The 26,616-nt window shown below is 26.8% G+C and carries 30 protein-coding genes and 1 riboswitch; of the genes, 25 read left to right on the forward strand and 5 right to left on the reverse strand.

Annotated elements, in window-relative coordinates; genetic code table 4:
• Positions 1 to 4: 4 nt before the first annotated feature.
• The 6 genes from SHELI_RS01255 (at position 5) to SHELI_RS01280 (ending at position 7,391) form a co-directional block, all read left to right on the forward strand.
• On the forward strand, positions 5 to 754 hold the full coding sequence (locus SHELI_RS01255; protein ID WP_069115966.1) for a hypothetical protein: 750 nt from the start codon (positions 5 to 7) through the stop codon (positions 752 to 754).
• A 70-nt stretch (positions 755 to 824) separates the two neighbouring features.
• A riboswitch (TPP riboswitch) is annotated at positions 825 to 917 on the forward strand.
• Between the two features lie 26 nt (positions 918 to 943).
• Positions 944 to 1,981 (forward strand): energy-coupled thiamine transporter ThiT, encoded by a 1,038-nt coding sequence (locus SHELI_RS01260; RefSeq protein WP_069115967.1) that lies wholly within the window; start codon positions 944 to 946, stop codon positions 1,979 to 1,981.
• A 341-nt stretch (positions 1,982 to 2,322) separates the two neighbouring features.
• A complete protein-coding gene (pyrH, locus tag SHELI_RS01265; RefSeq protein WP_069115968.1) occupies positions 2,323 to 3,039 on the forward strand; it encodes a UMP kinase in 717 nt (238 codons plus the stop codon).
• A 17-nt stretch (positions 3,040 to 3,056) separates the two neighbouring features.
• Complete coding sequence (frr, locus tag SHELI_RS01270; RefSeq protein WP_069115969.1) at positions 3,057 to 3,602, forward strand: ribosome recycling factor; 546 nt, start codon at positions 3,057 to 3,059, stop codon at positions 3,600 to 3,602.
• 96 nt (positions 3,603 to 3,698) lie between these two features.
• Positions 3,699 to 5,855 (forward strand): hypothetical protein, encoded by a 2,157-nt coding sequence (locus SHELI_RS01275; protein WP_069115970.1) that lies wholly within the window; start codon positions 3,699 to 3,701, stop codon positions 5,853 to 5,855.
• 54 nt (positions 5,856 to 5,909) lie between these two features.
• Positions 5,910 to 7,391 carry an MFS transporter gene (locus tag SHELI_RS01280; protein WP_069115972.1) on the forward strand — a complete coding sequence of 494 codons (1,482 nt, stop codon included), beginning with the start codon at positions 5,910 to 5,912 and terminating at the stop codon, positions 7,389 to 7,391.
• Between the two features lie 9 nt (positions 7,392 to 7,400).
• Here SHELI_RS01280 and ispG read toward each other — a convergent pair whose 3' ends face one another.
• Positions 7,401 to 8,474: a flavodoxin-dependent (E)-4-hydroxy-3-methylbut-2-enyl-diphosphate synthase gene (gene ispG, locus SHELI_RS01285; protein WP_069115973.1), complete on the reverse strand. Its 1,074-nt coding sequence runs from the start codon at positions 8,472 to 8,474 to the stop codon at positions 7,401 to 7,403.
• A 170-nt stretch (positions 8,475 to 8,644) separates the two neighbouring features.
• Here ispG and SHELI_RS01290 point away from each other — a divergent pair, with 170 nt between their 5' ends.
• The 6 genes from SHELI_RS01290 to SHELI_RS01315 all read left to right on the forward strand — a co-directional run bounded on the left by SHELI_RS01290 (position 8,645) and on the right by SHELI_RS01315 (position 12,986).
• Positions 8,645 to 9,487, forward strand: a complete 843-nt coding sequence (locus SHELI_RS01290; RefSeq protein ID WP_069115974.1) for a hypothetical protein — start codon at positions 8,645 to 8,647, stop codon at positions 9,485 to 9,487.
• A gap of 24 nt (positions 9,488 to 9,511) precedes the next feature.
• Complete coding sequence (locus SHELI_RS01295) at positions 9,512 to 10,264, forward strand: segregation and condensation protein A (RefSeq protein ID WP_084449226.1); 753 nt, start codon at positions 9,512 to 9,514, stop codon at positions 10,262 to 10,264.
• Between the two features lie 5 nt (positions 10,265 to 10,269).
• A complete protein-coding gene (scpB, locus tag SHELI_RS01300) occupies positions 10,270 to 10,827 on the forward strand; it encodes an SMC-Scp complex subunit ScpB (RefSeq protein WP_069115977.1) in 558 nt (185 codons plus the stop codon).
• A gap of 3 nt (positions 10,828 to 10,830) precedes the next feature.
• Positions 10,831 to 11,577, forward strand: a complete 747-nt coding sequence (locus SHELI_RS01305) for a pseudouridine synthase (RefSeq protein WP_069115978.1) — start codon at positions 10,831 to 10,833, stop codon at positions 11,575 to 11,577.
• A gap of 4 nt (positions 11,578 to 11,581) precedes the next feature.
• Complete coding sequence (locus SHELI_RS01310; RefSeq protein ID WP_069115980.1) at positions 11,582 to 12,199, forward strand: deoxynucleoside kinase; 618 nt, start codon at positions 11,582 to 11,584, stop codon at positions 12,197 to 12,199.
• A gap of 73 nt (positions 12,200 to 12,272) precedes the next feature.
• Positions 12,273 to 12,986, forward strand: a complete 714-nt coding sequence (locus SHELI_RS01315) for a YebC/PmpR family DNA-binding transcriptional regulator (protein WP_069115982.1) — start codon at positions 12,273 to 12,275, stop codon at positions 12,984 to 12,986.
• Positions 12,987 to 13,042: 56 nt separating this feature from the next.
• Here the strand turns inward: SHELI_RS01315 and SHELI_RS05905 are convergent, their stop codons facing one another.
• Entirely contained in the window at positions 13,043 to 14,185 is a 1,143-nt protein-coding gene (locus SHELI_RS05905) for an IS3 family transposase (protein WP_084449221.1), read from the reverse strand.
• Between the two features lie 102 nt (positions 14,186 to 14,287).
• On the opposite strand from SHELI_RS05905, the gene SHELI_RS01325 reads away from it, so the two are divergent.
• The 3 genes from SHELI_RS01325 to SHELI_RS01340 all read left to right on the forward strand — a co-directional run bounded on the left by SHELI_RS01325 (position 14,288) and on the right by SHELI_RS01340 (position 17,232).
• Positions 14,288 to 15,307 carry a fructose-bisphosphatase class II family protein gene (locus SHELI_RS01325; RefSeq protein ID WP_069115983.1) on the forward strand — a complete coding sequence of 340 codons (1,020 nt, stop codon included), beginning with the start codon at positions 14,288 to 14,290 and terminating at the stop codon, positions 15,305 to 15,307.
• Between the two features lie 47 nt (positions 15,308 to 15,354).
• Positions 15,355 to 16,137 (forward strand): hypothetical protein, encoded by a 783-nt coding sequence (locus tag SHELI_RS01330; RefSeq protein WP_069115984.1) that lies wholly within the window; start codon positions 15,355 to 15,357, stop codon positions 16,135 to 16,137.
• Positions 16,138 to 17,004: 867 nt separating this feature from the next.
• The gene (locus SHELI_RS01340) at positions 17,005 to 17,232 is read left to right on the forward strand and encodes a hypothetical protein (protein WP_069115986.1); all 228 of its coding nucleotides are present in this window, start codon (positions 17,005 to 17,007) and stop codon (positions 17,230 to 17,232) included.
• 12 nt (positions 17,233 to 17,244) lie between these two features.
• Here SHELI_RS01340 and SHELI_RS01345 read toward each other — a convergent pair whose 3' ends face one another.
• On the reverse strand, positions 17,245 to 17,808 hold the full coding sequence (locus SHELI_RS01345; RefSeq protein WP_084449227.1) for an inorganic diphosphatase: 564 nt from the start codon (positions 17,806 to 17,808) through the stop codon (positions 17,245 to 17,247).
• A gap of 80 nt (positions 17,809 to 17,888) precedes the next feature.
• Between SHELI_RS01345 and SHELI_RS01350 the strand changes: the two genes are divergently transcribed.
• The 3 genes from SHELI_RS01350 (at position 17,889) to mreB (ending at position 20,741) form a co-directional block, all read left to right on the forward strand.
• The gene (locus SHELI_RS01350) at positions 17,889 to 18,620 is read left to right on the forward strand and encodes a hypothetical protein (protein ID WP_069115989.1); all 732 of its coding nucleotides are present in this window, start codon (positions 17,889 to 17,891) and stop codon (positions 18,618 to 18,620) included.
• 92 nt (positions 18,621 to 18,712) lie between these two features.
• Positions 18,713 to 19,594: an ECF transporter S component gene (locus tag SHELI_RS01355; RefSeq protein ID WP_069115991.1), complete on the forward strand. Its 882-nt coding sequence runs from the start codon at positions 18,713 to 18,715 to the stop codon at positions 19,592 to 19,594.
• A gap of 115 nt (positions 19,595 to 19,709) precedes the next feature.
• Positions 19,710 to 20,741 (forward strand): rod shape-determining protein, encoded by a 1,032-nt coding sequence (gene mreB, locus SHELI_RS01360; RefSeq protein WP_069115992.1) that lies wholly within the window; start codon positions 19,710 to 19,712, stop codon positions 20,739 to 20,741.
• A 57-nt stretch (positions 20,742 to 20,798) separates the two neighbouring features.
• Here mreB and SHELI_RS01365 read toward each other — a convergent pair whose 3' ends face one another.
• Positions 20,799 to 20,984: a ferredoxin gene (locus SHELI_RS01365; RefSeq protein WP_069115994.1), complete on the reverse strand. Its 186-nt coding sequence runs from the start codon at positions 20,982 to 20,984 to the stop codon at positions 20,799 to 20,801.
• 89 nt (positions 20,985 to 21,073) lie between these two features.
• Between SHELI_RS01365 and SHELI_RS01370 the strand changes: the two genes are divergently transcribed.
• The 6 genes from SHELI_RS01370 (at position 21,074) to SHELI_RS01395 (ending at position 25,683) form a co-directional block, all read left to right on the forward strand.
• Positions 21,074 to 21,751: a hypothetical protein gene (locus SHELI_RS01370; RefSeq protein WP_069115995.1), complete on the forward strand. Its 678-nt coding sequence runs from the start codon at positions 21,074 to 21,076 to the stop codon at positions 21,749 to 21,751.
• A 12-nt stretch (positions 21,752 to 21,763) separates the two neighbouring features.
• Complete coding sequence (cmk, locus tag SHELI_RS01375; RefSeq protein ID WP_069115997.1) at positions 21,764 to 22,429, forward strand: (d)CMP kinase; 666 nt, start codon at positions 21,764 to 21,766, stop codon at positions 22,427 to 22,429.
• Positions 22,430 to 22,444: 15 nt separating this feature from the next.
• Positions 22,445 to 23,755: a ribosome biogenesis GTPase Der gene (der, locus tag SHELI_RS01380; RefSeq protein WP_069115998.1), complete on the forward strand. Its 1,311-nt coding sequence runs from the start codon at positions 22,445 to 22,447 to the stop codon at positions 23,753 to 23,755.
• 8 nt (positions 23,756 to 23,763) lie between these two features.
• Positions 23,764 to 24,768, forward strand: a complete 1,005-nt coding sequence (locus SHELI_RS01385) for an NAD(P)H-dependent glycerol-3-phosphate dehydrogenase (RefSeq protein ID WP_069116000.1) — start codon at positions 23,764 to 23,766, stop codon at positions 24,766 to 24,768.
• Positions 24,769 to 24,788: 20 nt separating this feature from the next.
• The gene (locus tag SHELI_RS01390) at positions 24,789 to 25,064 is read left to right on the forward strand and encodes an HU family DNA-binding protein (RefSeq protein ID WP_069116002.1); all 276 of its coding nucleotides are present in this window, start codon (positions 24,789 to 24,791) and stop codon (positions 25,062 to 25,064) included.
• Positions 25,065 to 25,128: 64 nt separating this feature from the next.
• On the forward strand, positions 25,129 to 25,683 hold the full coding sequence (locus SHELI_RS01395) for a DnaD family protein (RefSeq protein WP_069116004.1): 555 nt from the start codon (positions 25,129 to 25,131) through the stop codon (positions 25,681 to 25,683).
• On the opposite strand, the gene SHELI_RS01400 is transcribed toward SHELI_RS01395, so the two are convergent.
• Positions 25,658 to 26,143 carry a Holliday junction resolvase RecU gene (locus SHELI_RS01400; protein ID WP_069116005.1) on the reverse strand — a complete coding sequence of 162 codons (486 nt, stop codon included), beginning with the start codon at positions 26,141 to 26,143 and terminating at the stop codon, positions 25,658 to 25,660. The two genes, SHELI_RS01395 and SHELI_RS01400, sit on opposite strands and share 26 nt — an antisense overlap.
• Before the next feature lie 119 nt (positions 26,144 to 26,262).
• Here SHELI_RS01400 and SHELI_RS01405 point away from each other — a divergent pair, with 119 nt between their 5' ends.
• Positions 26,263 to 26,592 (forward strand): DivIVA domain-containing protein, encoded by a 330-nt coding sequence (locus SHELI_RS01405; protein WP_069116006.1) that lies wholly within the window; start codon positions 26,263 to 26,265, stop codon positions 26,590 to 26,592.
• Positions 26,593 to 26,616: the final 24 nt, after the last annotated feature.

Consider the following 26,616-nt stretch of genomic DNA (forward strand, 5'->3'; position numbering starts at 1 on the left):
TAATATGTTATTAGCATCTTGAACTAGCGGTCATTTAGACCAAACAAATATGTTATTAATTGCTGTTGTCCAATTAGTAATTGTATTTATTCCTGTTGCTTATGGAGTACTTTTAGTATTTAATTATAAAAAAAGTCCTGGAAAAAAACTTGTCAATAAGTTAAACTTCTCTATTTTATGAGTTCTTCCTATTATATCCTTAATACTTAGCTCAGTCGGATTGGTTATATACTTTGGAGAAAACATTTTTGATGATCCAGACCAAGCCAATACATATGCTTGAACATTAATAGGTATATGTTTTGCATTAATAGCAGTATGGTATGCTTTAAGCATTTATATGCAACCACATGTTTGAGCATCTTTTGAAGAAGAACAAATTTTATTTTATGGTGGATCAATAAAAAGATTAAAAGTAAAAAAATTTATTGTTGATAAATCTGTAAATAAAATTTATATAAACTTTATTGAAGGAAGAAGTTCACTTAAAAAATACTCTTATCAGTTAGGTACATTGATGGGTGAATTTATTTTAAAAAATGCATCTGAATTGAACTATCAAGTAGAAGAAGGAAATGAAAAAGATTATTTGATAGAAGAGAACAAAAAGATTAAATTGGAAGTTCAAGAAAACATAATCAAAAGAACTGAAGCTAAAAAAACGGTTGAAGCTGAAAGTAAAAAGGTTTCTGATAATGCAGAAAAACCCGTAAATAAAAAAACAGAAACTGAGAATAATAAAGAAGATAAATAAATATAAAATGCTTTTAACAATAAAAGCATTTTTTTATATTAAATTATCAATTTTAAATGTAAAATAAATATGAAAAAGGCAGAGGTAGCGTTTTATGCTTGAGAAATACTCTTTGAACCTGATCTAGTTAATACTAGCGTAGGAAGTCCTTAAAAAGATCATTCTGCTTTTTTCGTGGAGGTTAAATTCATGAAAAAAAACAAATTAAATAGTAACATTACATTCATTTCTATTTCATTGATTAGAATAATTTGTTTTGTTGCTGGCGTTATTTATTTGATGACAGTAGTTCTAAATGCAAATCAATATGATGATGATGGTTCAATCATTCCGCTGTCAGTTACACAAAAGAGTTTTGTTTATTTTGCCTTTATAGCTTCAAGTTTAGCATTACTATTAATTACTGCATCATTTTTTTTATTTTTTATTTTTGACTCTGAAAATAAAATAAAATTGCTAGCTTTTTCATTTTTATCATTAAGCCCTGAGGGAATCATTTATGCCATTATATTGGGTTTAAAAGAAGGTTGGTATGTAAAAAATATTAATGGATATAAACCAAAAGGTTGAACTGTGTTTGACATTACTGCTATAGGATTATTATTAGCATTATTTTTACTTATTGATTTTATATCGGGTTTAGTTCCAACACTACCATTTTGAATCACCATTTCCTTAAAATACATTGTATTGTTTTTTGGAGCATTTTCGTTACCTATTTTAGGTTCGCTAACATTATGCATTTTGGCTGCGAGCTTAACAGTAATTATGCCAGGAACTGCTATCAATACATTTCCACAATACTTTTTTGATTATTGACTACCTACAACAAGCTTTTTTGTAGCTGGGTTCTTTAAACCAAACACAAAAGTTAAAAATAAATATTACGAAATATTTAGTTGGGTAATATTTGTAAGCGCACCAATATTCATTTTATATATATCTCGTATTATAGCAGGTGTAATTTATTGATTAAACCCATCAGCATTAGGGGAAGAACCATGATACTCTTTTATATGAGAAGGAATGTGAGGTTATTCTGCAATATATAATTCATTTAACACTATTACAGATTTTGTGACTTTACAAATAATAGTGCCACCAATTTGTAAAGGGTTAGAATTTATTAAAGAAAGATATTTTGACAAAAACACAGAAAAAAATGAAGAAGTAGTATTGGAAGTTGAAAAAGAGATAAATTCAACTAGTGAAAGCAATAAAGTATAAAAAGGTAAAAAAACATTTATAAATAAAAATTTAAAAGCGTAAAAAAATCATTAAGCACCTATTTCGTTTTTAATCACTATTGTAGTAATTAATAGTTAAGTTTTATACTTACTTCAAAGTTAGTTATTGATAATAAAATTTTTACAAAACTTATATCAATATTATTAAATAGTTTAAATAATAAATTTTTAATAATAAATATTTTTTCTATTTTAGAAATAGTTTAATTTTTAGCAAAATTTAAACTATTTTTTATTTTATCTAAATAAAATTTGTCTTTTAATAAACTTTTTTTGTATTATAAAAAAACATTTTGCTATAATCTTTTTAGTGAGGTACATATGGCATTAAATTTTAAAAGAGTATTATTAAAAATCTCTGGAGAAGCATTAAAGGGAAATAGCGATGAAATATATGATAAAGAAAAATTAGAAAACACGGCAAGACAAGTAATAGAACTTTCTAGAGAAGGTTTACAAATTGGTGTAGTTGTTGGTGGAGGAAATATTTGAAGAGGTAAACTTGCAGGAACTCTTGAATTACAAAGAATTGACGCAGACTATATGGGAATGTTTGCGACAATAATGAATGCTTTAGCTTTTGAAGCAACAATTAAGAAAATGGGGTTTGAAAAAGTTAAAGTTTATTCATCATTAGAAATTAGAACAGTAACTAGTTCATATAATTATAGACATGCAAGAGAAAAACTAGAAGAAGGTTATATAGTAATATTCGCTGGTGGTACAGGATTTAGTTACTTTACAACCGATACTGGTGCTTGCATAAGAGGCATAGAAATACAAGCGGATGCACTACTTATGGCCAAAAATGGTACAAAAGGTGTATATGATTCAGATCCAAATACAAATAAAGATGCTAAATTTTTAGAATCATTAACTTTTCATGATTTAGTTGTAAAAAGACTGCAAGTTATGGATTCAACAGCTGCTAGTTTAGCTAGAGATGGAAAATTAGAAATAGTTGTTTTTGATATGAATGGAAAAGATAATATAAAAAAAATTGCTCATGGTGATCTAGAAGCAACATACATTAAATAAAAAAAGGGGATTATATAATGTTAAAAAATATTTTAGAAAATACCGAATTAGAAATGACTGAGGTTATTGATTCATATAGTTTATATTTATCAAAAGTAAGAACAGGTAGAGCAAATGCAAGTATGCTAAAAGGTGTTATGGTAGATTTTTATGGTACACCAACACCAATTGAACAAACTGGGCAAATATCTTCACCCGAACCACAACAACTGGTTGTTAAACCATATGACAGAAGTCAAATAGCAAGCGTTGTTGCAGGAATTAATAAAGCGGATTTGGGTATCAATCCTGTTAGTGAAGGAGACTTAATAAGAATTAAAATACCGGCACTAACTGAGGATATCAGAAAAGATTTAGTAAAAAAAGTTCACAAAGAATTAGAAACATATAAAGTTAGAGTTAGAAACTTAAGAAGAGATGCTAACGAAAAAATTAAAAAGTCTGATTTGACAGAAGATGACAAAGGATATGGAGAAACTGAAATTCAAAAATTAACAGATAAATACATATCTAAGTTGGATGATTCAACAAAAGAAAAAGAAAAAGATCTTATGAAAATATAAAAAAGTGGGTACCACTTTTTTTATGCTTTTTTTGCTAAAAAGAAAGGTATTGAAATAATATCTGTTTAGTTTATACTAATGATAAGAGGTGCTAATATGGGTTTTAAATTGGGCGTTTTGGTGTCTTATAATGGTGAAAATTGAGTAATTATAGACATGCAAGAAAAAGAAATTTCAAATGGGCATTTGACTTTTCTTAAAATAAAAAATATTTTAACTTCAGAAATTATAAATATAAATGCAAGTGAAGTTAAAGAAGTTGAAGTTAAACCAAGAAGAGTAGCTGAGAAAGAAGCAGAACTTGAAAGTTTAGAAGATACACAATACATAAATGCATTATTTAATGATTTGGATGATGATGACACCGAGAATTTTTTTGGTTTGGGAACTGAAGAAACAAATTTTAGAGACATTGACATTGAATTAGAAAAAATAGATGAAGATGAAATAGGCTCAAAGGATGATAGAGTTTTGATTAAAAAAGAAAATGTATACAAAAATATAGTTGAAAACTTTCAAATTCCCGAACATCAAGTTCATTATACTTCTAGAAGAAACTTTATTTCTGGGTATGATGATGTAAATAATCGCGTTGATGAAACATTAAGTGATATAAACCCGATTGGGGAGATAAAAACTCAAATACCTGATGAAAATACTAATATTTTTAACGAAAATTTAGAGGCAAAGAACGAAACTAATATTTTTCAAGAAGAAACAATTGACAATAAGACTATAATTAAACCAAGGCCAATAGAAAATTTAGACAAAGCTCAATTTATCGAAAAAGATGATCAAACTAACACAAAAGACGCATATGATTATGAAACAAATCATAATGAAAATACTCAAAATGTTGAAATACAAACTAATAATTTAGATAATTCTGAAAAAACTAATAACAGCATATTGGAAAATACTAATATACATCAAAATACTACTGAAACATTAAACACTAGTTTTAATAAAGATATTAAAGAAGAGATATTTTTAGATGATCAAAAAGAAAACATTAGTGATGAAAAAACACATCACTCAATTTTTGACATTGATAAAGATACAAATGCAAAGCCTTTTGATAACCCCAAAACTTTTGAAGAAACTTTAAATAAAAATTTTGACAAAGATGAAAAAACATTTAATTTAAAAAGCACTTTTGAAGAAATCCAAAATAAAGTAGACAAAGATTATACAAGTATTCAACGTAATCAGGATATAAAAAGTGACTCAAATAATGAACCTACAATTGAAAATAAATTTGATGAAAATAAAAACCAATTATACATAAATGTAGAAAAAGAGGAACAAAAGGTAGATATAGCTGAAGAAAATATGGGTCAATTGACAATGGCCGACCATCTAATGGAAAAACAAGAATTACAAGAAAAACTTTCAAAATCTTTTGTCAAAAACCCTCAATTCATCAATTTTGAAAAAACTTATTCAAACAATAATTTTCAAAATAAGGCTGAAAAAGATTTTATTTTAGACGCCAATCAAAAAGTTGTAGTTGGATTAACTAAAAGAGCAGATAAAGCGATAGAAAATAATGCAAATCTTAATGAAGATGATGCTTTAAATACTAAAAAATTGATTGATAACTACAATAAACAACAAAAAATTAGTGAAAATTTTGCAGAAAATTTTAAATATTATGATAATGAAGACCAAAATACAATGACAATCTTTGAAGAAAATAATAGGTTTGATCAAAGTAAGTTAAAAGATTCTAAGGTTTATAGAAAATTTAAAAAAATGACCATTTCTTTAATAATACTTTTTGTTTTATCTTTATTAATACCTTTGATATCTTTCGTTACAAAATCGGTGGTTCTATTTAATGAAAATAGTTTTAATAATTTAAGTGGCAATGAAAAAATCACAAAAATTTTAAAAATTTACTTATTTGAAGAATCAGGACTTAATAATGCAAATATTTTATTTGCAATTGACATATTATTAGTTTTTATATCACCAGTTATATTTTTAACTTTTAGCATATATTGTATTACATACATTGTGATTGTTAATGATAGACAATATAAGGGACTAGCTCATTATAACTATCAAGTTGGTAAAAATTTAGTTGTTATGGATCAAATACAAGACTATAATAATGAATCTAGCTTATATCTTTTAAAAGTTCATAATGACATTAAAAAAATCAGAAAAGAAATAAAAATTTTAAAAAATAAATCAGAAAAAGCAAGTATTAACGATAAGAAAATAGAGTCTATAAATATTCCACATTAGTTGTGGAATTTTATTATTTGTAATAAAATAAAGTTTAGAAAAATAGGAGAAAATATGCAGAATTGAGATATAGTGGTACTTCTACCTATATTATTTATTACTTGCTTTGCGGTTATAGGCTTTGTAATATACAAAGAAAAAATCAAACATAGCGCAGGATTTTTTTTATTGGGTATTTTAGTATTTTGAATATTTGCAAGTCTTGTTGGTTATCAATTATCTAAGGGCTTAAATTATATGGCATCTGATTTATCTCCAACAACATATATATTATTGATTTTATTAAGTTCAAGTATATTTACAATTTTTTTAAAACCATTAGCAACGTTTTACACAGGTGTCATAAGAATGAGAAAGTTCTGAACTTGTTTATCTTATTCGGGATTAATACTAACATCTATAATATTATTAACAGTTAAAATTGATTTATATACATTTACAATTTTGTCAATATTGTATTCACTACTTTTATCAACTTCAACAATTCATAATTTACTTTTAAATGAGCAATTTTACTATAGAATTAACACATTGCCAGTTACATGAATTTGTTATACATTCATCGGAGTTGGCAGTATTTTGGGAGTATATTTTGGAGATATCCAGACTGTCATATTTAAAAATTTTAATTTTACTATTTTTAATTCACTTGCAATAGTTGTAGGTATTATTTTGTTGGTTTTTTCGGTTATAAATAAAGAAAATAAAAACTTAGCAGGGGTGTTTGATTCGGATGTGATAGATCAATTGCCTAAAAAAAGCAATTGAAACTTTTTAGCCATTTACACAATAGTTCTCTTGCTATCACTATCATATTCATTAGCAAACTCAATTTTGATTACAGATTTTTTATCATTAAAACTTTGGGAAATATATAAAAATTCTGAGGCTGCAAATTTGTGAGTTAGAATCTCAGGTTATGCAACTGTAATACCGTCACTTTTAGTTTCATATTTTATATATAAATATTTGATGAAATATTTTGGTCAAAAGTATTTATTTATGATAAATCTATTTTTACTGTTCTTTGCATACACTATCTTAGCATTTGTAAAAAATCCTTATGTATTTATTATTTTAAATATTTTTATAGGCATAAGTTTTAATCAACTTATGTATAGTTTATTTTCTCTATGTATGTTTTGAAATTATCGTGCACCAAAAAATCCTGTAACGGGTTTTTATGGGAGTTCACTTTATTTGGGTAAATTCATAGTAGAAGTTATTGAGCAACCGTTAGTTTCACAAAATAAGTCCTTATATGGAAAAATGCCCAATTTAAGTGATTCTTATAATGAAAATTTGAACTTAAATGAGTTAGATCAAACATACGGAAACACAGTGACAATAATTTTTGCTTGTTGCTCAGTGATAGTATTATTTGCAACTTTAATTTATTTCTACACAAATGCAAAATTAATGGCCGACTTCACAGATTATAGATTGGCAACTCAAAATTTAAAAACAATTCTAAAAAAACAAATTATGTTAAAAGCAAAAACCAAAGTGGATGTTTCAAATGGTAAAATTGCTTAAAAACAACAGCTATTGCTGTTGTTTTCATATTTCATAGTATTCCATTATAAGCTCTTTTAATTCGGGTACTAACTGTTCTTGCTGAACAGTTTTGAAAATTTTTCCTTTTTTAAATATTATTCCACCATTTCTACCACCTGCTATACCTATATCTGCTTGGCTTGCCTCTCCAGGACCATTAACAACACATCCCAATATTGCAACTTTTAGAGGAAAATGAAGAGTTTCTACAAAGTCCTCTATTTCTTTTACTACTTCACTTAGTCCAAATTCTAATCTACCACATGTTGGGCAAGCAATTACTTCAACCATGTTTTCGAACAAGTCCATTGAATTTAAAAGTCTTTTTGCAACTTTTATTTCCATTATTGGATCTTCACTAAGACTTATTCTAATAGTTGAACCAATTCCTTTATACAATAAATACCCTAGTCCAAAACTAGATTTAATAGCACCATTTAGAAGGCTACCAGCCTCAGTTATACCTATGTGAGCAGGATAATCTCATATTTCACTTGCCATTTCGTATGCTTGTATCGCCATTAGTGGGTCTGTTGATTTTAGTGAGTATATTATGTTGTAAAAATTATGTTTTTCTAAAATATCTATATGTTCTCTCAATGCTTCCACCATGCATTTTGATGTTCAACCATATTTTTCAACTAATTTTTTAGGCAAACTACCTGAATTAATACCTATTCTGATAGGTACCTTTTTTTCTTTACACTTTTCCACAACTGATATAGTGTTTTCCTCTATACCAATATTACCAGGATTGATTCTAATCTTTGCACAGCCCGCATCTGCAGCTATTAAGGCAAATTTGTAATTAAAATGAATATCTGCGACAACTGGAATTGGACTTTTTTCAACTATTTCACTTAATGCTTGTGCATCATTTATTCCTAAAACAGCTACCCTTACTATTTCACAACCCTCTTGATACAATTGATTAATTTGTTTTAGAGTTTCTTCTATATTGTGGGTTTTTGTTGTTGTCATAGATTGTATAACTACTTTATCGTTTCCTCCAACTTGAACATTTCCAACAAAAACTGTTTTTGTTTTTTTTCTATGAACCATTCCTACTACCTCATAAACTATATTTAATATAATCAATATTAACATATAAAAATCTATAAAAGTAATTAGTAAAATACTATGAAAAAGTTTTTTTAGAATTATTTTGAATAAGATTTAAAATCTTTAAATATAATGGTTTTAAGTTATAATAAAAAAGTAGGGGTGATTTTGTGGCTGAAAAGATTACATTGAAAGACGTTGTGGGCATCAACAAAATATTAGCAACAAAAGGTTATAACTCAATTAAAGAGCTCCAAACCTATCTTGAAGTTATCGGTGAATACATTGACGATACTTTTTTTAGCCAAGATATTATTGTTGAAAGACTAGTTCACTATTGTGAAGAGTCATATAGATTTATTGATATTACAGTTGATAAACCTCTAAAAGATTTAACAAAAAAGAATATGCATGATTATATGTCTAATTGCAAAAGAGCTTTAGAAAAAGCCTTATATAGTGATCCAGAAATGTTTAATTTTTCTATTTTTGTTGAAATCAAAAGCATTGTTAGATATTTTTTAGAAAAAAGTTATAAATATGATAGTTTAACTAATTATCAATCAATGTATGGTATTAATTCAATTGAATTTCATCAACAAAATGAAACTTTTAAGTACTTATATACAGTTTTTGATAAATTTACATATATAGCAAGACATTTAAATGAAAAATATCTTAAGCATAAAAAAGTAGATGTAAGTGAACTTTCATTGAAGTTTTTTACTGATTTTACTAAGGATATATCTTTTTTAACAAAAGATGTAGCGCATTTTCAAAAATTATGTGATGTTATTGAAAATATAACTTATTCGAAAGCATGACACTATATTAGAAAATTAAGAAATACACTAGAGCATGATTTTACAGATCCAATTGAAAAATATAATATAACTTTCTCGATTGAATTGTTATTTATAATTATTGGTAGAATTATGTTAGCATTAAGCAGTACATTAAAAAATGAGCTTGAAATTAGAGAAGAACTTGAAAGACTTGAAAAAAGAAGGTAGTTTAGAAAATAAGGAGTAACCATTTTGAAGGAAAGATGAAGGGAAGTTCAACTTGATAATTTTACAGGACCATTAGACTTGTTGTTGCATATGATTAAAGAAAAACAAGTAAGTATAATGGAAGTTAATTTAATTGATTTATCTAACCAATATTTGGATTACATAAAACAAGTTGTAGAAGATGACATAGAAATTGCAAGTGAATATCTGGTAATGGCAACAACTTTATTAGAAATTAAGTCAAGAACGCTAATCCCAAAAGAAGAAGTCGAAATTGACTCTAATTATGAAGCTGAACAAAGAGAAGAATTGCTAACAAGACTTATAGAATATCATAAAATAAAAGAAGTTACTGAGTTCTTCAAAATTCAACAACTTGAGGGTTTGAAAGTATATAGTAAACCAAAAACTGTTATAAAAATTACAAAAGTAGACGACGATAAACTTCCTTTAGCGCCAAATACAATTGATATTGACAAGTTTTCTAAAATTTTTCTAAAAGCAATTGAAAAAGCCAAGTTTAATAATATTGAGACAAATATTCTAACTACTGAAGAAGTATCTCCAGAAGAAATTGCAAAAGACATTAAAGAATTTTTATCTTTAAGAAAAATTGAAATTATAAAACTTGAAGAACTTATACAACAAAAAGATTACTCTCTTAGAATGTTGGTTGCAACATTTTTAGCAGTATTGGAACTTGCATCAAAAAAATTTATTAGTGTATATCAAGAAAATGATGATGTTATGGTTAAATATCTTGAAAAAGGAGAATAAGTAGTATGGATTTTGATAAGAAAATGGCCATTGCAGAAGGTTTACTTTTTGTCAATGGTGATGAAGGTACCTCTTTAGAGGATTTGAAATTTATATTAGAATTAGAAAATGATGATGATGTTGAAAAAGTTATTGAAGACTTGATAGCTAAATATGAAAAAGATAAATCATCAGGTCTAGATATTCAAAAGTTTGCAAAATCAAAATATAGAATGACAACAAAAAAACAAAATGCTGACTTTTATGCAAGACTAACAAACGTGAAAACAGAAACGAAGCTATCTACAGCAAGCATCGAGACACTGTCGATAATAGCTTATAAAGGACCAATCACAAAAGCAGCCGTTGAAACAATTCGTGGGGTAGGTTGTGATGCTATATTCTATAAATTGAAATTAAGAAATTTAATCACTGATGCTGGAAAAAGTGAAGAAGTAGGAAAGCCAACACTATATAAAGTAACAGAAGACTTTTTAAAGTATTTTAACTTAAATAGTTTGGATGATCTGCCAAAACTACAAGATAGTTTTGAACAAGATAAAGACATCTTTGGACGGGAATAAAAAATGGAAAGATTACAAAAAATCATCGCTTCTAGAGGATTTTGCTCAAGAAGACAAGCAGAAAATTTAATTACTCAAGGAAGAGTAAAAGTTAATGGAGAAGTCATAAAAGAATTGGGGTCTAGTTTTGATCCTAATGTTGAAATTCAAATTAATAATAAGGAACTTAAAAAAGTTGAAGAAAAAGTATATTACCTATTTAATAAACCAAGATTGGTTTTAACAACTATGAGTGACCCTAAAGGTAGACCAACAGTGGCCGACTACTTTAAAGATTCAAAAATAAGACTTTTCCCAGTTGGGAGATTAGATTATGATGTTAGTGGAGCGTTATTAATGACAAATGATGGCGAATTTGCAAACTTTGTAATGCACCCAAGATATGAATTTAGAAAAACATATCAAGCTTTATGTAAAGGTAATGTCTCTAAAGTGCAAATAAAAAATTTAATAAATGGAGTTATTATTGATGATAGTTATAAAACTAAGGCTTTATATGCTAATTTAATAAAATATGATCCTAAGTTTGATGAATCTATAATAGAGTTAACAATTGCTGAAGGTAAAAAGCATCATGTAAAAAAAATGCTCATAGCTGCAGATATATATTTAAAAAAATTAAAAAGAACACAAATTGAGTTTTTAGAAATAAAAGATGTAGAAATTGGAAAATTTAGACCATTGAAGTTTCATGAAGTTAAGCAATTTTATGGACTATACTCATCAGGACCAAAAAAGAAAGGGATTTAATGTTATGAGAATTGCATTATTTGGTACAGTTGGAGCGGGAAAATCAACAATTAGTGAAGAGATATCAAAAATATTAAAATATCGAATTTTTCCAGAACCTATTGATAATAATCCTTATTTTGATGATTATTACAAAGATATGGAAGCTAATGTATTTAAGATGCAAATATTCATGCTTACTGCAAGAAGTAAACAATTGTTAGAAGCAAAAAAATTAGAAAATGTAATTTTTGATAGAACAATATTAGAAGACCCAATTTTTGTAGCTGTTAATCATGATTTAAAAACAATGAGCGACATAGATTACAAAACATATAATGATTTTTATGAAAATGTTATTATACCCAATTTAGGAAATAGATCTGAATTTGATTTAGTTATTTACTTAAAATTATCTACTGATAAAGCAATAGAGAGAATTCGAGAAAGAGGAAGGGTTCAAGAATTAGAAACACCAAGAGAATATTGAGAAGTTCTTAATAATAGATATGATGATTACTATGAAAAACGAAAAAGTATGTTCAATTTTTTAGTTATTGATGCAGAACATGATGACTTAAATAAAAAAATGGAAATAATAATGAACAAAATTTATTCTATGAATCCAAGTTTAAAAAAATAAATATAATTAAATTTTTATTTTGCTTAAATAAAATAATGTTGTAAAATTTTAAAGAATAAAAAAAGAGGTTAATATGGGAAGAGCACACGAAGTCAGAAAACAAAGTATGGCAAAGACAGCAGCAATGAAGTCTGCTATATATGGTAGAGCTGCCAAAGAAATCTATATGGCAGCAAAAAACGGAAGTACAGATCCAGATTCAAATTTAGCTTTAAGAAGCGCAATGGACAAGGCAAAATCTAAGCAAGTTCCTGCAGATGTAATACAAAGAGCTATAAAAAGAGCTGAAGGTGGAGATGCTGAAAGTTTTGTATCTAATAGATATGAAGGTTATGGTCCTGGAAATTCAATGATAATTGTTGATTCTCTAACAACTAATGTGAATAGAGCAATTGCAGAAATTAGAGATGCCTTTAATAAAAATGGTGGAAAAATAGCAAATGCAGGAGCAGTTTCTCACTCATTTCAGGCAACAAGTGTGTTTGCTTTTGAGGATAAAAGCGTCGAAGAAGTATTAGAATTACTAATGGAAACAGACTGTGAAGTAAGCGATGTTGTTGAAGAAGAAGGTTTAACAACGGTATATGCTCCATTTAATGAATTCAATAAAGTTAAGCAAGCACTTGATAATTCTGGAATAAAAGATTACAGTATGGCTGAAACAACAATGTTGGCTGATGAAGATATTCAAATAACTGATGAAGAAGCAAAAGCAAAATTTGAAAAATTAATTGATAAACTAAATGAATTAGAAGATGTTCAAAACGTTTATCATAATGTAGTTTAATTTTTTTTTTAAAAACATTATGTCTTTATAAACTGGGAAAAACAAATTCTACAGTTTTAAATAATAGCGCCGGCAGTAGCTGGCGTTTTTCAATTCAAAATTTTTTGTATTCTTTTATTATTATATCAATCTATATATCAATCTATATGATTATAAATTTCATCAATATTCATTTTGTTTGTATTAATGTGATTTAGATACTCACCTTTTAAACAACTAAAAAAATACTCTATTTCTCTATTATCTAAGGAATTGCCAACTCTGCTCATTGAAGTTTGACAATTCATTTGTTTTACCAATTCTATAACTTCATTACTAGAGTATTGAGAGCCATGATCTGAATGTAATATAAAATTTGATTTATTAATTTTATTTAAAGTATCTATAACTAATTGCGAGTTGTTGTTTTTTGATAAACATCATGATTCAATTTTTTTAGTTTTATGACTAATAGCTGCAGATAAATAGTAATTATTTCCTTCTACCAAACCCGGAATGTAAGAAACATCAGTAGCAATTATATTGTCTATAGTAGGATTATAATTGCGCTTCACTAAATCCTTAAATTTAGTATTAATATTTTTTGATTCTGCTTGTCTTTTTTTAATTCGGGTTTTAATTATAAAACCTCATCTTTTTAGATAGTGCCTTAAAGTTCTATCGTTGATTGACATATGTTTTTCTTTTAATAAAACACTTATTTTTCTGCTACCATATATAAACTTGGACTCCTTTAATATTTCTTCAACTGTGTTTTTTAAATTATTGTATTTATATCTTCTAACTTTTGGTTTTTTGTAAAATGTTGTTCTATGCATTGATATAATTCTTGCTTTCATACTTATGTTTAGAGATTTTATTTTGCTAATCGCATTTCTTTCCTTTTTATCTCTCTGACTTTTTATTCAATCTTCAATTATTTCTCTTTTTTGCTCTTCAGTTAGATCACTAATTATTCCTGGAATATCAGAATCATCTCTTTTTTTGTATCTTCCAGAGCCTTTTTTTCTATTTAAACTTTTCATACCATAATTATCTACTAAATAAGTTTTTTGTTTTATTCTTTTTTTAATAAATTGTGAAAATTTAATCTGTTTTGCTTTAATTATACGATATTCTTGTTCTGCAATTTGAATTCCTTGTTTTTTATATATTTGAATTATTTTCATTCATTCTTCTACAGTTAGGTTTTTTGACATAAAAAATTCTACACCTCTTTCTAGTGTAGAATTTATTTTTCCCAGTTTATTAAGACATATTTTTTTTGTTTGTTATAAAATTTTTATATTGGAGATAACTAGATGAATAAAGATACTGTATTGTTAAGAGCTGTTGAGGTTGCAGCGATTGCAACATATAAATATATTGGAAAAAAAGATAAAAACGAAATAGATCAAGCTGCTGTAGAAGCGATTGAAATAATGTTAAAAAATGAAAAAGGTTTTAAACTAAGAGTTGTTAATGGTGAAGGAGAACTCGACAATGCACCAATGTTATTTGTCGGACAAATCTTAGGTGATACAAATAATCCTGATGCACCAACATTCGATGCATCAGTAGACCCTGTTGAGGGTACATACCCTTCGGCTTATAATTTTGCTGGTAGTGTATCGGCTATTAGTATTTCTAAGCAAAATACCATGTTACAAATTCCAGAAATGTACATGGAAAAGTTTTTTGTTAGCGATAGCTTCTTGAACTGTATAGATTTAAAACTTGGTATACTAGAAAATATAAAATCTATGCAAACCTGGGCTAACAAAAAAGACCTAAAAGGAATAATCCTTGACAAACCAAGACACCAAAAAGTTATACAAGATCTTATTGAATTAGGCGTAATAGTCAGAACAATACAAGACGGTGATGTTTTAGCAGCAATTGATGTTGTAAATGGCGAAGCAGACTTTGTGTATGGAATAGGTGGTGCACCAGAAGGTTGTTTAATGGCATCACTTGCCATATCTTCTGGCTGTAAAATGCAATGTAGATTAGTTCCTTATAAAGATATTTGACCCAATGAAGCAGAAACTAGTCAAAGATTTCAAAAAGAAAAAGCCTGAGTTGATAAGCATAAAATTGATTTTGAGACTATTTTAGAAGATATAGATTTAGTGGCAGATAATAGAACGAGATTTTTTGCAGCTGGAATTACAGCTGGTGGTTCTTTAAAGCCGATTAATTACAAAGATGGTAAGTTTTTTGTGAGTGCATTTATGTCTAGTCATTGCATAGTTAGAAATGTACAAAGCGTTTATGATGTTAAAAAAGTGAATGAATTAAAGCCTGAAATTAAGTTTCTTTTTGATAAATACAAAAGATAATGAACTATATAATTTGATATAATAATAGAAATTAAAGGGGAGAAAACATGTTTAATATTGTTTTTTTAGGTAGTATTTTAACATTGGTCTCACTAGTAACAATTAAAATTTTTAATATTATTAGTTATTCAAATATAAAAATAGTACAAATAAACTCAGCCGACATAAACATATCTACTGGGAAAATTAGTGAAATTATTGAAAAATTCAAAAAATATTTAGATATTGAAGACCTTCAAATTAAATATGGAGAAACTGAAAGTTATTGCAATGTTGGCAATATGCTAAATGCAAGAAAAAAAATTATCGAAATTCCAAAGTGAGTCATGCCTAGTGTTGGTTATGAATTAGACTATTTATTAGGAAGTATTTGATATAATGCTTGTCTTTATAAAAAAGAAAGTTTTATAAAAAAATATAATTTAGCAGCATATAAATTGCAAATTATGTTTATGTTTATTTACCTGTTAGTAATAGTTTTGAATTTTTGTTTGTTTTTTACTTTAGAATTTATTTTAAAAGAAGAAGACATATCTAGCTCATATTTATATTTGATTTGAAGCTATCATATACTTGATGTAATAGATATATTTGCATTTTTATTTTATATAAGTTTTCAATTTTTAGCAGCCAAAAGTAAACTAAATTTAGAATCAATGTATGAAAGAAAACTTATTAAATTTGTAGATGAAGAATTGGCTGGTTATAAAAGTGATTTAGCAACAGCCAGAATCTTTGCTTTACAGATCACGAAACTTTATTTTAGTCTTTTTAAAATTAATTCCAAAACAAGTAACTTAAAATTTTTAGGACCTTTTACAAATTTATAAATTTAACTTTGATAAATTTTTATTTCCTTTATATAATTATTTTAAAATGATTATATAAAGGAGAAATATGAATAAGCGTAATTCATCATTAGAACTATTAAGAATAATTCTGTGTTATTTTGTTATTTTAAACCATGTTTGAGGCTATAATCATGATACTAATATTTTCTATGTGTTCTCAGGTTTATTGCCTGTCAGTATCATGCACATTTCAACTTTTGCCTTTATAACCGGTTTTTTTATGGTCGGAAAAGAAATATATTCTTGCGTAAAAAAATTTACAAAATATTTGTTGAATATAATTTTTTACTATCTTTTTATTTTATTGATGGTATATTTAATTGATCATTTTTATTATAAAGTAGATAATTTTGGTTATATTAACCACGATGTAATATAAACCTGGTGATATGCTTTTGGAATGATATTTGTTTATTTTATATACATATTTATTTCAAAATATCTTGTCAATGTGAAATGACAAATATATATTTTGGTACTGACATTAATTCTTATTATAATCTCTTTTAACGACATTATTTATATACCTTATAATACTTTTTGGATACTTTTGATGGCTTTATTCGGATCTTTTTCAAAAACTTATTTATCTAAAGTTATCATAAGTAAAAACTTTCTTCGAGTGAGCTGTTTACTACTGATCACTTTAATTTTATTCAATGATATTTTTATATTTTTTGTAAAATTAAGCTCAAAAGACATAATGGATATAGGTTTTTTTTTAAAGAAAATAATATAATCGCTATGATTCTTCATGTTTTTTTATTCACAATTTTTTATAATTTGAATTTGAAAAGTGAAATTATAAATTATATTTCTAAATACACATTAGGGATATATTTATCAATGAATTATATAATACAATTTATTTCAGATTTAATAGGATTAGATATTTCTGATATAAATATTTTCTTAGTAAATATTTATATGGTTTTTTTAGCTGTGTTTGTATTTATTGTTTGTTTATTACAATATATTGTAATTGATTATTTTAAAATATTATTCTTAGCTTTACTTTCAAAAAATTCAAAAAGTATGAAAAATAATTTAAGTAATAAAAAACATTCTTTATAAGAATGTTTTTTATTATGCTTGGCCAAGACCTTTTTCTTTTCATTCTGCCATAATTTTTTCTTTACCATCTGGTTGCAAGTATCTATCTTTGTATTCTTCAAATCTTTCTTTGCACTCTTTGATTTCTTTTTCAGCCTCTTTTGCATCGCCTCACCCATCGATTCTAACTTCTTTTTTTTGCAAAGCTTTGTATTGTAAAAAGAAGTTTTCTATTTCGTCTTTTAAATGTTGAGGAACATCTTCTAACTTTTCATATGTGTTAAATCTTGGGTCATCATTAAATACACCAAATAATTTTGTATCTATTTCCCCAGCATCAATCATTCTAATTGTACCAAGTATTCTCACTTTAACTCTAACTCCTGGCATAGTTGGGTATGTCACAAGACTTATAACGTCAAGAGGATCACCATCTCAATCAAGAGTATTATCTATGAAACCATATTCTCCTGGATAAAAATTAGCTCCATAAAGAACTCTATCTAAACTAATTGTTCCATTAATCATATCGTATTCATATTTATTTGAACTTCCTTTGGGGATTTCAACTATCATTTCAATTACATTATTTTTCATAATTTAACTAATCTCCTTATCACTTAAATTTTATAGTAAAATCAATCTATATTTGAAAAAAAGTAAAAAAGGAGATCAATATGACAACAAATAGAAATTCTGATTTACCTGAAAAAAACTTAGAAGAAAGTTCAAATAATGGGTCAGAAATAATAAGTAATGATGATATAGAAATAGAGCTTTCAAAATATAAAATAAAAAACTATAAGAGTTATTTTAAATTAAACCCTTACAGAGTTGCGGTTTTGTCTATGATTTTAGCTATGAACTACTTATTATCTTGAATTAGTTATGCAGCGTTAACTCCACTTTCGATTATTGGTTTTTTAAGAGTGGAGCTGAATTTTTTAAGTTATTTAATTTGTTGAAAAATGATTAACGGATTTTATGCTTTATTACTAGTAACTCCTGGTACTTGAATTAGGTATTTAGGAATGAATCCAGAACCAGTTGGTTCTACAGTTATGAATATTAGCGATATGTCGGTTTTAGGTGTTTTTATATTAATTTCATTTTTATTAAACACAAAAGCGCATATTAAAGGAAAAAAAAGCTTTTACATTAAATATTGCTCATCTGCATTTATAACAATAGTATTTGCGGGTTTGATAAATATTGCATATAACTTTACATTTATTTTAGATTGATACGCATCTTACACAGGTTTTAATGGGTATGTAGAATATAAAAATTTGTGATATGCGGGAATTCTTATGGGTTTCAATGTTTTGAAATATACTGTAAACTTCTTGCTGTTTATAAGTATTTATGATGTTGTTAAGTATATATCAAAAAATACTAGTTTAAATTAATTTATAATAATTATAAAATAGTATTGTTTTTTTATAATGCATTATGTATACTCATAAAGTAATTATAATTTTTATAGATTGGAAAAAATAAAATGATTAAAGAATTAGACGATAAATTCAAATCTCCTGAAGATGATAGTCACAACCACGATGTTCCAGATCATAAAGAAAATGATCAAATAGGTGATCATTATCATGACAAGCATCACATTGACTCAAAAGGGAATCATGATGATATTAAAGACTCAGACTTTGATATCATTAATAGTATTTATACAAGTAAGCGTAATTTAATATTTAGAATATCATTAACGGGGGTATTTTTAGCATTAGCAAGCTGTGGTAGTGCTTTTGATATGTTAGGTGAAAAATTTTTTAGATTACCGATAAATGATGTAAATCTATCAATAAGATATTTTGATATTTTGATTATTTGTTTGTCAATTGGTAGTTTAGGACCGCTATTTTCAAGCTTGCTAGCTGTAGTTATTCCTTGATTTCATTTATTAATGGATTCAGACCACACTGCAATGGCTATGCTTATTGATTCATTTGGTTATTTGTTAGTTGTATGAGTTATGTGATTTTCATATTACGTAGTATTTAGAAATTCATACATTCATAAAGATCCAAACAGAAAAAAAGATTTATTCAAAAGATGAATGCCAATAGTGTTTTTCATACCGATAGTTGTAATTTTCTACACTATATTTACAGTTTTAATAATCTATGTAACCGATGTTTATGGAGAAGAAGATCACGAAGAAGTAGAACACCTTGTAACTCATCTTAAAGGAATATTCTTTCATGAACACGAAGAAGGTGCAGAAGATATTTGAGATAATTTTAAAAGTCACTATGTTTCTTCAACAGCAATAATATTTGGTTTTGAAATTTTAAGATTTTCACTGTGCTATGTATTTTTTGCAATTATTGAACCACAAATCAAAAAATTAAACCATAGATATAGATAAAAAGTTTTTTCTAATAAGAATTTATCTTTTCTTATTAGAATGAACTTTTTTTTGATAAAATGAGTTTGTAGTTATGACATATTTTTTAATTACGTATAATTAGGGGGTATCAAGTATGGCAAAAAAACCATTATTTGTCTCATTAGATTTAGGAACAGCATATACATTAATTTATGTTTCAAAACAAGGTATTGTATATAATGAACCATCAATTGTGGCATATAAGATAAAAGAAAATAAAATAGTAGCAGTCGGTGAAGATGCTTATAAAATGATTGGTAAAGCAAATAAAAACTTAAGAATAGTTAGACCAATGGTTGACGGAGTAATAACTGATGTAAAAGCTACACAAGCACAACTAAACCATATATTTGCAAAACTAAGAATTCAACAATTGTTAAAAGGAAGTGTTATGCTTTTGGCTTGTCCATCATTAATAACTGATCTTGAAAAAAAAGCATTAGAAAAAATAGCTTATAGTTTAGGGGCTTCAAAAGTTTATATTGAAGAAGAAGTAAAAATGGCAGCCCTTGGAGGGGGAGTTAATATAAATTCACCTTCTGGACAATTAATAATTGATATGGGAGGAGGAACAACTGACGTTGCTGTCATTGCATCTGGTGATATTGTTATTTCAAAATCAATTAAAATTGCTGGAAATGTATTAAATGAAGAAATTTTGAAATTTGTAAGATCACAAAGAGGAATGGAAATTGGAATCAAAACCGCTGAAACAGTTAAAGTGAAAATGGGCTCATTGGCAAAATATCCTGATGAAAGATCTATGAAAATATATGGTAGAGATGTGGTTTCTGGCTTACCTCGTGAAGTAGAGATTTCTCCTCAAGAAATAAGAGAAGTTTTAAAAATCTCTATAGCAAAAATAATTGATTTAACTGTTAGAGTATTAGAAGAAACTCCTCCTGAACTAGCCGGAGATATCTTTAGAAATGGTATTACATTATGTGGAGGTACAGCATTAATTAAAGGTATTGATAAATACTTTGGAGATACAATGCAATTACCAACAAAAATAGGAGATCAACCTTTATTGGCAGTTATAAATGGTACTAAAAAATTTGAACAAAATATCTATGACCAATTAAGAGAAGAATCATTTAAACAAAAAAGTAACAAAGAATTTTAAACCTTTTAATAAAGGTTTTTTATTTAAAACAAAAAAAGAGCTTAAACAAACTCTCAATTATTTATCTTCTCCAATTTTAACAGCGCCAGTAGGACAAACCATTTGGCAATTAATTAATTCTTTATCATTTTCCTTAGCTTCTGCCAATCCATCTTCGTCCATAAATAATATATCATCTTCATCAATGCTAACACATGCTTCACAACCTATGCACATTGATTTATCTATTCAAGTTTTTTTCATTATATTATCTCCTAACAATATAATGATAACAAATATTCTATTTTCTATATATAATAATTTATAATAATAAAGTTGATAGGGGCGAAAACATGAAATCAATGACTAGAACTGAAAAGAATAAAAACCTTCACAATAAAGTCAGAGAAGAAATAGCAAATAAAAAGCAAACCCTAGATGAAAAAAGACTTATATTTTCAATATTTGAAAGATTAAAAGTTATTGATGCTGACTTTTTTAAAAGAAAACTTGAAGTGTTTGATCAAAAACATGAATTAGATACACCTTATTTAGATAAAGATAGATCAAATAGTTTATTATCTGAGGATATCAAATACGATATTAGAAGAGAAATAGAAGAATTAAAAAAAATTAAACCAAAAGTTGTAGAGAGAAATTCAAAAGAAACTAAAGAAAATGAAGAATATGAGTTGAAAAGTCAAAAGTATATTACATACTATAATAATTTAGTAAAAAACGAAAAGGTTTTTGTTGAAAATATTAAAAGGCTTCAATCAAAACAACAAAATCGAAAAAATCCAACACATGATATTTCAATGACAACTATTCAACAAGTTAGAAATAAAGATAAAAGAAATACTTTTCAAATGATACGTGAAGCAGACTTAAATATGGAAAAAAGTCAAAAAGAAGTATTGAAAAGATGACAAATTTATAATAGAAAAAAGAAATTTAAAAATATAACTTGAGTATTTTTCTCAATGTTTATTTTAATGATTTTATCTATTTCAATACCTTTTGCTATATAGAGGAGTATAAAAATGAACAAAAAAATTAATGTAGCTGTTGATGGTACTGCTAGTAGTGGGAAAAGCTCAGTTATGAATATAGTAGCAAAAAACCTGGGTTTTAAATTTATAGATACAGGTTTAATGTATAGAGCATTTACAAAATTTTGTATAAATGAAAAGATTGATTTTTTAAATACAAATGATATACTAAAAAAACTTGAAGAGTTTGATTGTATTTATAAAGACGATGAAAAAATTTTTGTGCGAAATAAAGATTACACAGCTTATCTATCAGATTATGATGTCACTAAAAATATTTCTTATATTTCAGTTGTTCCAAAAGTAAGGGAAAAAATGGTCGAAATGCAAAAGCAAATGGCATTATGTGGTGGAGTTATTATGGTTGGTAGAGATATAACAACTGTGGTTTTACCTGAAGCAGATATAAAACTTTATTTTGACTGTTCACCAGAAGTAAGAGCCAAAAGAAGATTTTTGCAAAATCAAAAAAATAATATTGAACCAAATGTTTATGAAGATATTCTAGATGGTGTTATAAAAAGAGATTTAGCAGACAAAGGCAGATCTGTTGGTGCTTTAAAAATTGCTAAAGATGCAATTGTTATTGACACAAGTAATATGACACTAGAAGAAGTTATCAATAGCATTGAAAATAAAATAAACAATTATTTATAAAAAGGAGTAGAATTTATGGCAAGAAAAGGTGTTGTTGCAATTGTAGGACGGCCAAACGTTGGTAAATCTACTCTTTTTAACAGAATAATAAAAGAAAAAAAAGCTATTGTTGAAGATAAACCGGGTGTAACTCGAGATAGAATGTATGGTAAAGCTGAGTGACTAACCAGAAATTTTATAATAGTTGATACAGGAGGTATCACTATTCAAGACACTGAATTCTCAGCTCAAATTAGAATGCAAGCTGAGATAGCTATGCAAGAAGCTGATGTTATCATTTTTACACTTGATTTTCGTGAGGGTATCACAATTGAAGATGAGGCGGTTGCCAAAATACTTTATAAAACTAATAAGCCAGTTATTTTGGTTGCAAATAAATATGATAAAAAAGAAAAGTTTGATGAATCATATGCTTTTATGTCTTTAGGATTTGGAGAACCATTTTTAATTTCATCATCTCATGGAATTGGTATTGGTGATTTGCTAGACAAAATCTTAGAGCAACTTCCAAAGTTTGCAGAAAACAATTTAGATGAAGAGACTAAACTTGCAATCGTAGGTCGTCCCAACGTTGGTAAATCTAGTCTTGTAAATGCACTTGTAAATGAAGAAAGAATGATAGTTTCTGATATTGCTGGAACAACAATTGACAGTGTAGATACCAAGATCAAAGTTGATGGAAAAAACTATGTAATAATAGATACTGCTGGAATGAGAAAAAAAGGTAGAATTTATGAAACTGTTGAAAAGTATAGTTATTTGAGATCAATGACTTCAATCAACAAAGCAGATATTGTATTGTTAATGCTTGATGCAAGTGTTTCAATAAGTGATCAAGATACAAATATTGGTGGGTTTGCATTTGAAGAAAATAAACCTATAATAATAGTAGGCAACAAGTGAGATCTTGTGAGCAAAGATTCAAATACGATAAAGAAAAAAGAAGAAGAAATAAAAGCATACTTTAAGTATTTAAGTTATGCAAGCATTATTTTTATTTCTGCAAAAGAAAAGAAAAGAATAAATAAAATTTTTGACCTAGTAGAACTTGTTAAAACTAATATTAAGAAGCGCATTAGAACAAGTATTTTAAATGAAATTTTCAATAGAGCACAATTAATAAACCCAGCCCCAAACCACAATGGAGGTAGGCTGAAAATATATTATGCATCTCAAGTAGAAGCTTATTTACCAACTTTTGTGCTTTTTGTAAATAACCCGAGTTATGTTCACTTTTCTTATAAGAGATTTTTAGAAAACCAAATTAGAGCTCAGTTTGATTTTAGTGGTGTTCCAATATCTATTATATTTCGAGAAAGGAAATAGATTTAAATATGAAGAAAGCAAAAATAGCTATAATAGGTACTGGAGCATATGGTACTGTTCTAGCAAATGTTTTATCAGACAATGGACATGATGTTTTGATGTTTGGAATTGATGAAATGCAAGTTAAAGATATTAATAATAACCACCTAAATACGAGGTTTTTTCATGACCTTTTAATAAATGAATCAATCAAAGCGACCATGGATTTTAGTGAAGCTATGGAAAATGCTGAAATTGTAATATTATCTACTCCAACTTTCGCTATTGATGATGCAATTGATAATATAATCAAATATGGTAAAAGAGAGATGCACATAATCAATGTTGCAAAAGGATTAGACGCTGAAAATCTAGGTTTATTAAGTGAAAGAATAAAAAATAGACTTAAAGATTCAGGGGTTATGAAAAGCTATGGTGCTATTTATGGTCCATCAGTTGCTTCTGAGGTACTTTTAAGAAAACCAACATGCATAATGAGCTGTAATGAAGATATTGAAATTGCTAAATATATAGCAGAATTATTTTCAAATGATTATTTTGTTGTAAGAGCTACATCTGATGTGGTTGGTTGTGAAGTTGCGGCCGCTTTAAAAAACACCGTAGCTATTGCAAGTGGTATTTTATTTGGATTTAGTGCCGCTGATAATGCGAAAGCTTCATTGATCACAATTGGTCATCAAGAAATGTTCGTTATAGCAAAAGAGTTTGGTGCAAAAATAGAAACATTTATGAATTTTGCAACATTAGGAGATTTAATTCTAACAGCTAGCTCAATAAAATCAAGAAATTTCTCATTAGGAGTTCAAATAGCAGAAAATGATGATGCAAATTCTGTTCTTAGGTTCCATAAAAATACAGTTGAGGGTGTCAAAACTTGTGAAATAGCCTATAAAATAATCAAAAAACATAAAATTTCTTGCCCTTTATTTGAAATAATGTATAGAATACTATATAATAAGTCTAAGCCTAGCATACTTATTAATGATATTTTTAAGAATGCAAAGGTAGTATAGATTAAAGGGGTAGATATAACATGACTAAAAAAGAATTATCTGAAAAATTATCATCAGAGTTCAACACATCAAAAAGTGATGCAGAAAAAATGGTTGGATTTATATTTGACACTATTACTCAAAGCTTAGTTAAACAAGAAGAAGTGGCTATTGCCGGTTTTGGAAAATTTGTTTCAGCTGAGAGAGCAGCACGTGAAGGTGTTAATCCATCTACTGGTGCAAAAATTCAAATTCCTGCAACAAAAGTTGCTAAATTTAAAGTTGCAAAACAACTTAAAGAAGCAGTAGCTAAATAATTTAGTTACATTTATATAAAAAGTTGCAGGAGCAACTTTTATTTTGGAAAATTGATAGAAATAAATGTTTCATTTATTCAAAGCAGGAATTATTAGCAAAAGAACTCTTTTAATCTTAAACTACTCAAAACTTTCAATAAACGAAAATCAATTAGCAATAATATTAATAATAATGGAATTATCAAATGATGAACAAAAAAACTTTACTCCATCAGAGATAGCTAAATATATGTCTATAGAAAAAGATTTAATAGAACAAGAAATTAGTAAATTACTTGTTGATGGTTTAATTAGTATTGAGCAAGTTGGTAAAAAAACTCAATTAGATCTTTTACCACTTTTCAATAAATTAATTTTTAAACTAGAAGAAGAATCAGCAAGTTTCAGTCATGATAAGAAATTTGTCTTTGTTGAACAACTTATGTCAATAAAATTGTCTGCTGAAGAAGTGGCAATAATAGAAGATTATGTTAAAAAAGGACTTTCAAAAACTAAAATGGTTTCATTAATAACTGAGAAAAAAATTAAAGATTTTACAGGATTAGTAAAAGAATTAGATAATTATCTGGCAAAAACAAAAACTTTAAAATTAACTAGATACAACTGATTAAATGATTAATATAAGGAACAATATTTAAATGTATTTTATCAAATTCTAATTTATACCCAAATTCTTTAAACCAAGAATAGGGTATTTTTTTACTCTTATAATTTTTAACCTCTTCTAATGAAATACCAAAAAACTCATTATATTTATGAAAATATATGATTAAAAAACTAATACCCATAAGTTCTTTAATCTGATTTAGCTTATCAATTTGGTTTTGTTTTATATTTGAAAAACTAAAGTGATCTAAACTTGTTTCTTTAGCTTCAAACTCTAAGTAAGAACCTTTGTAAATACCGATGTAATCACAAAAATTATTTTTATCTAATTTTGCTTTAATGACATTGTTTTCAACACTAATTAAAGAGTTGTTTATAGGTATTTTTTGTATAAGGAGTTTTCTTTCAAGTAAGTAATCAACAGAGTTATTCAATATTGTTTCTAAAAACATTCCTTTATTTTTAATAATCATAAAATCACCTCAATTATAAAATCGTTTACTAAATTAGTTTATTGTCAAAAATTTTAAACAAATTATGAGTTTGTATTTTGATGATTATTCATTATAATTAAAACTAAGGGGGCTCAATTATGGCAAATTACATAAAATTGACAAATAATGACATTTTAAACAAAGATTTTGACATTGAATACAAGGGCTATAAAGTTGAAGAAGTTGATGCTTTTTTAGATGTTATTTTAGAAGATTACAAAGTATTTGAAGAAATGAAAAAAAATTTTGAAGAAGAAAAAGCTGCTTTATTAAAAAGAAACGAAGTTTTAGAAGAAGAACTTGCAAAAACTAGAGGTGTTTTAAAACTTACAAAAGAACAACAAGAAGCTTTATCTAGAGAAGGATTGAGCAGTGCTCAAATTCTCCAAAGAATATCAAACCTGGAAAAAAAGAATTTTGATAAATAATAGTGTACAATAAGTAAGTGAAAG

Source organism: Spiroplasma helicoides, from assembly GCF_001715535.1.
In the GTDB taxonomy this organism is placed as follows: Bacteria; Bacillota_I; Bacilli_A; order Mycoplasmatales; family Mycoplasmataceae; genus Spiroplasma_A; species Spiroplasma_A helicoides.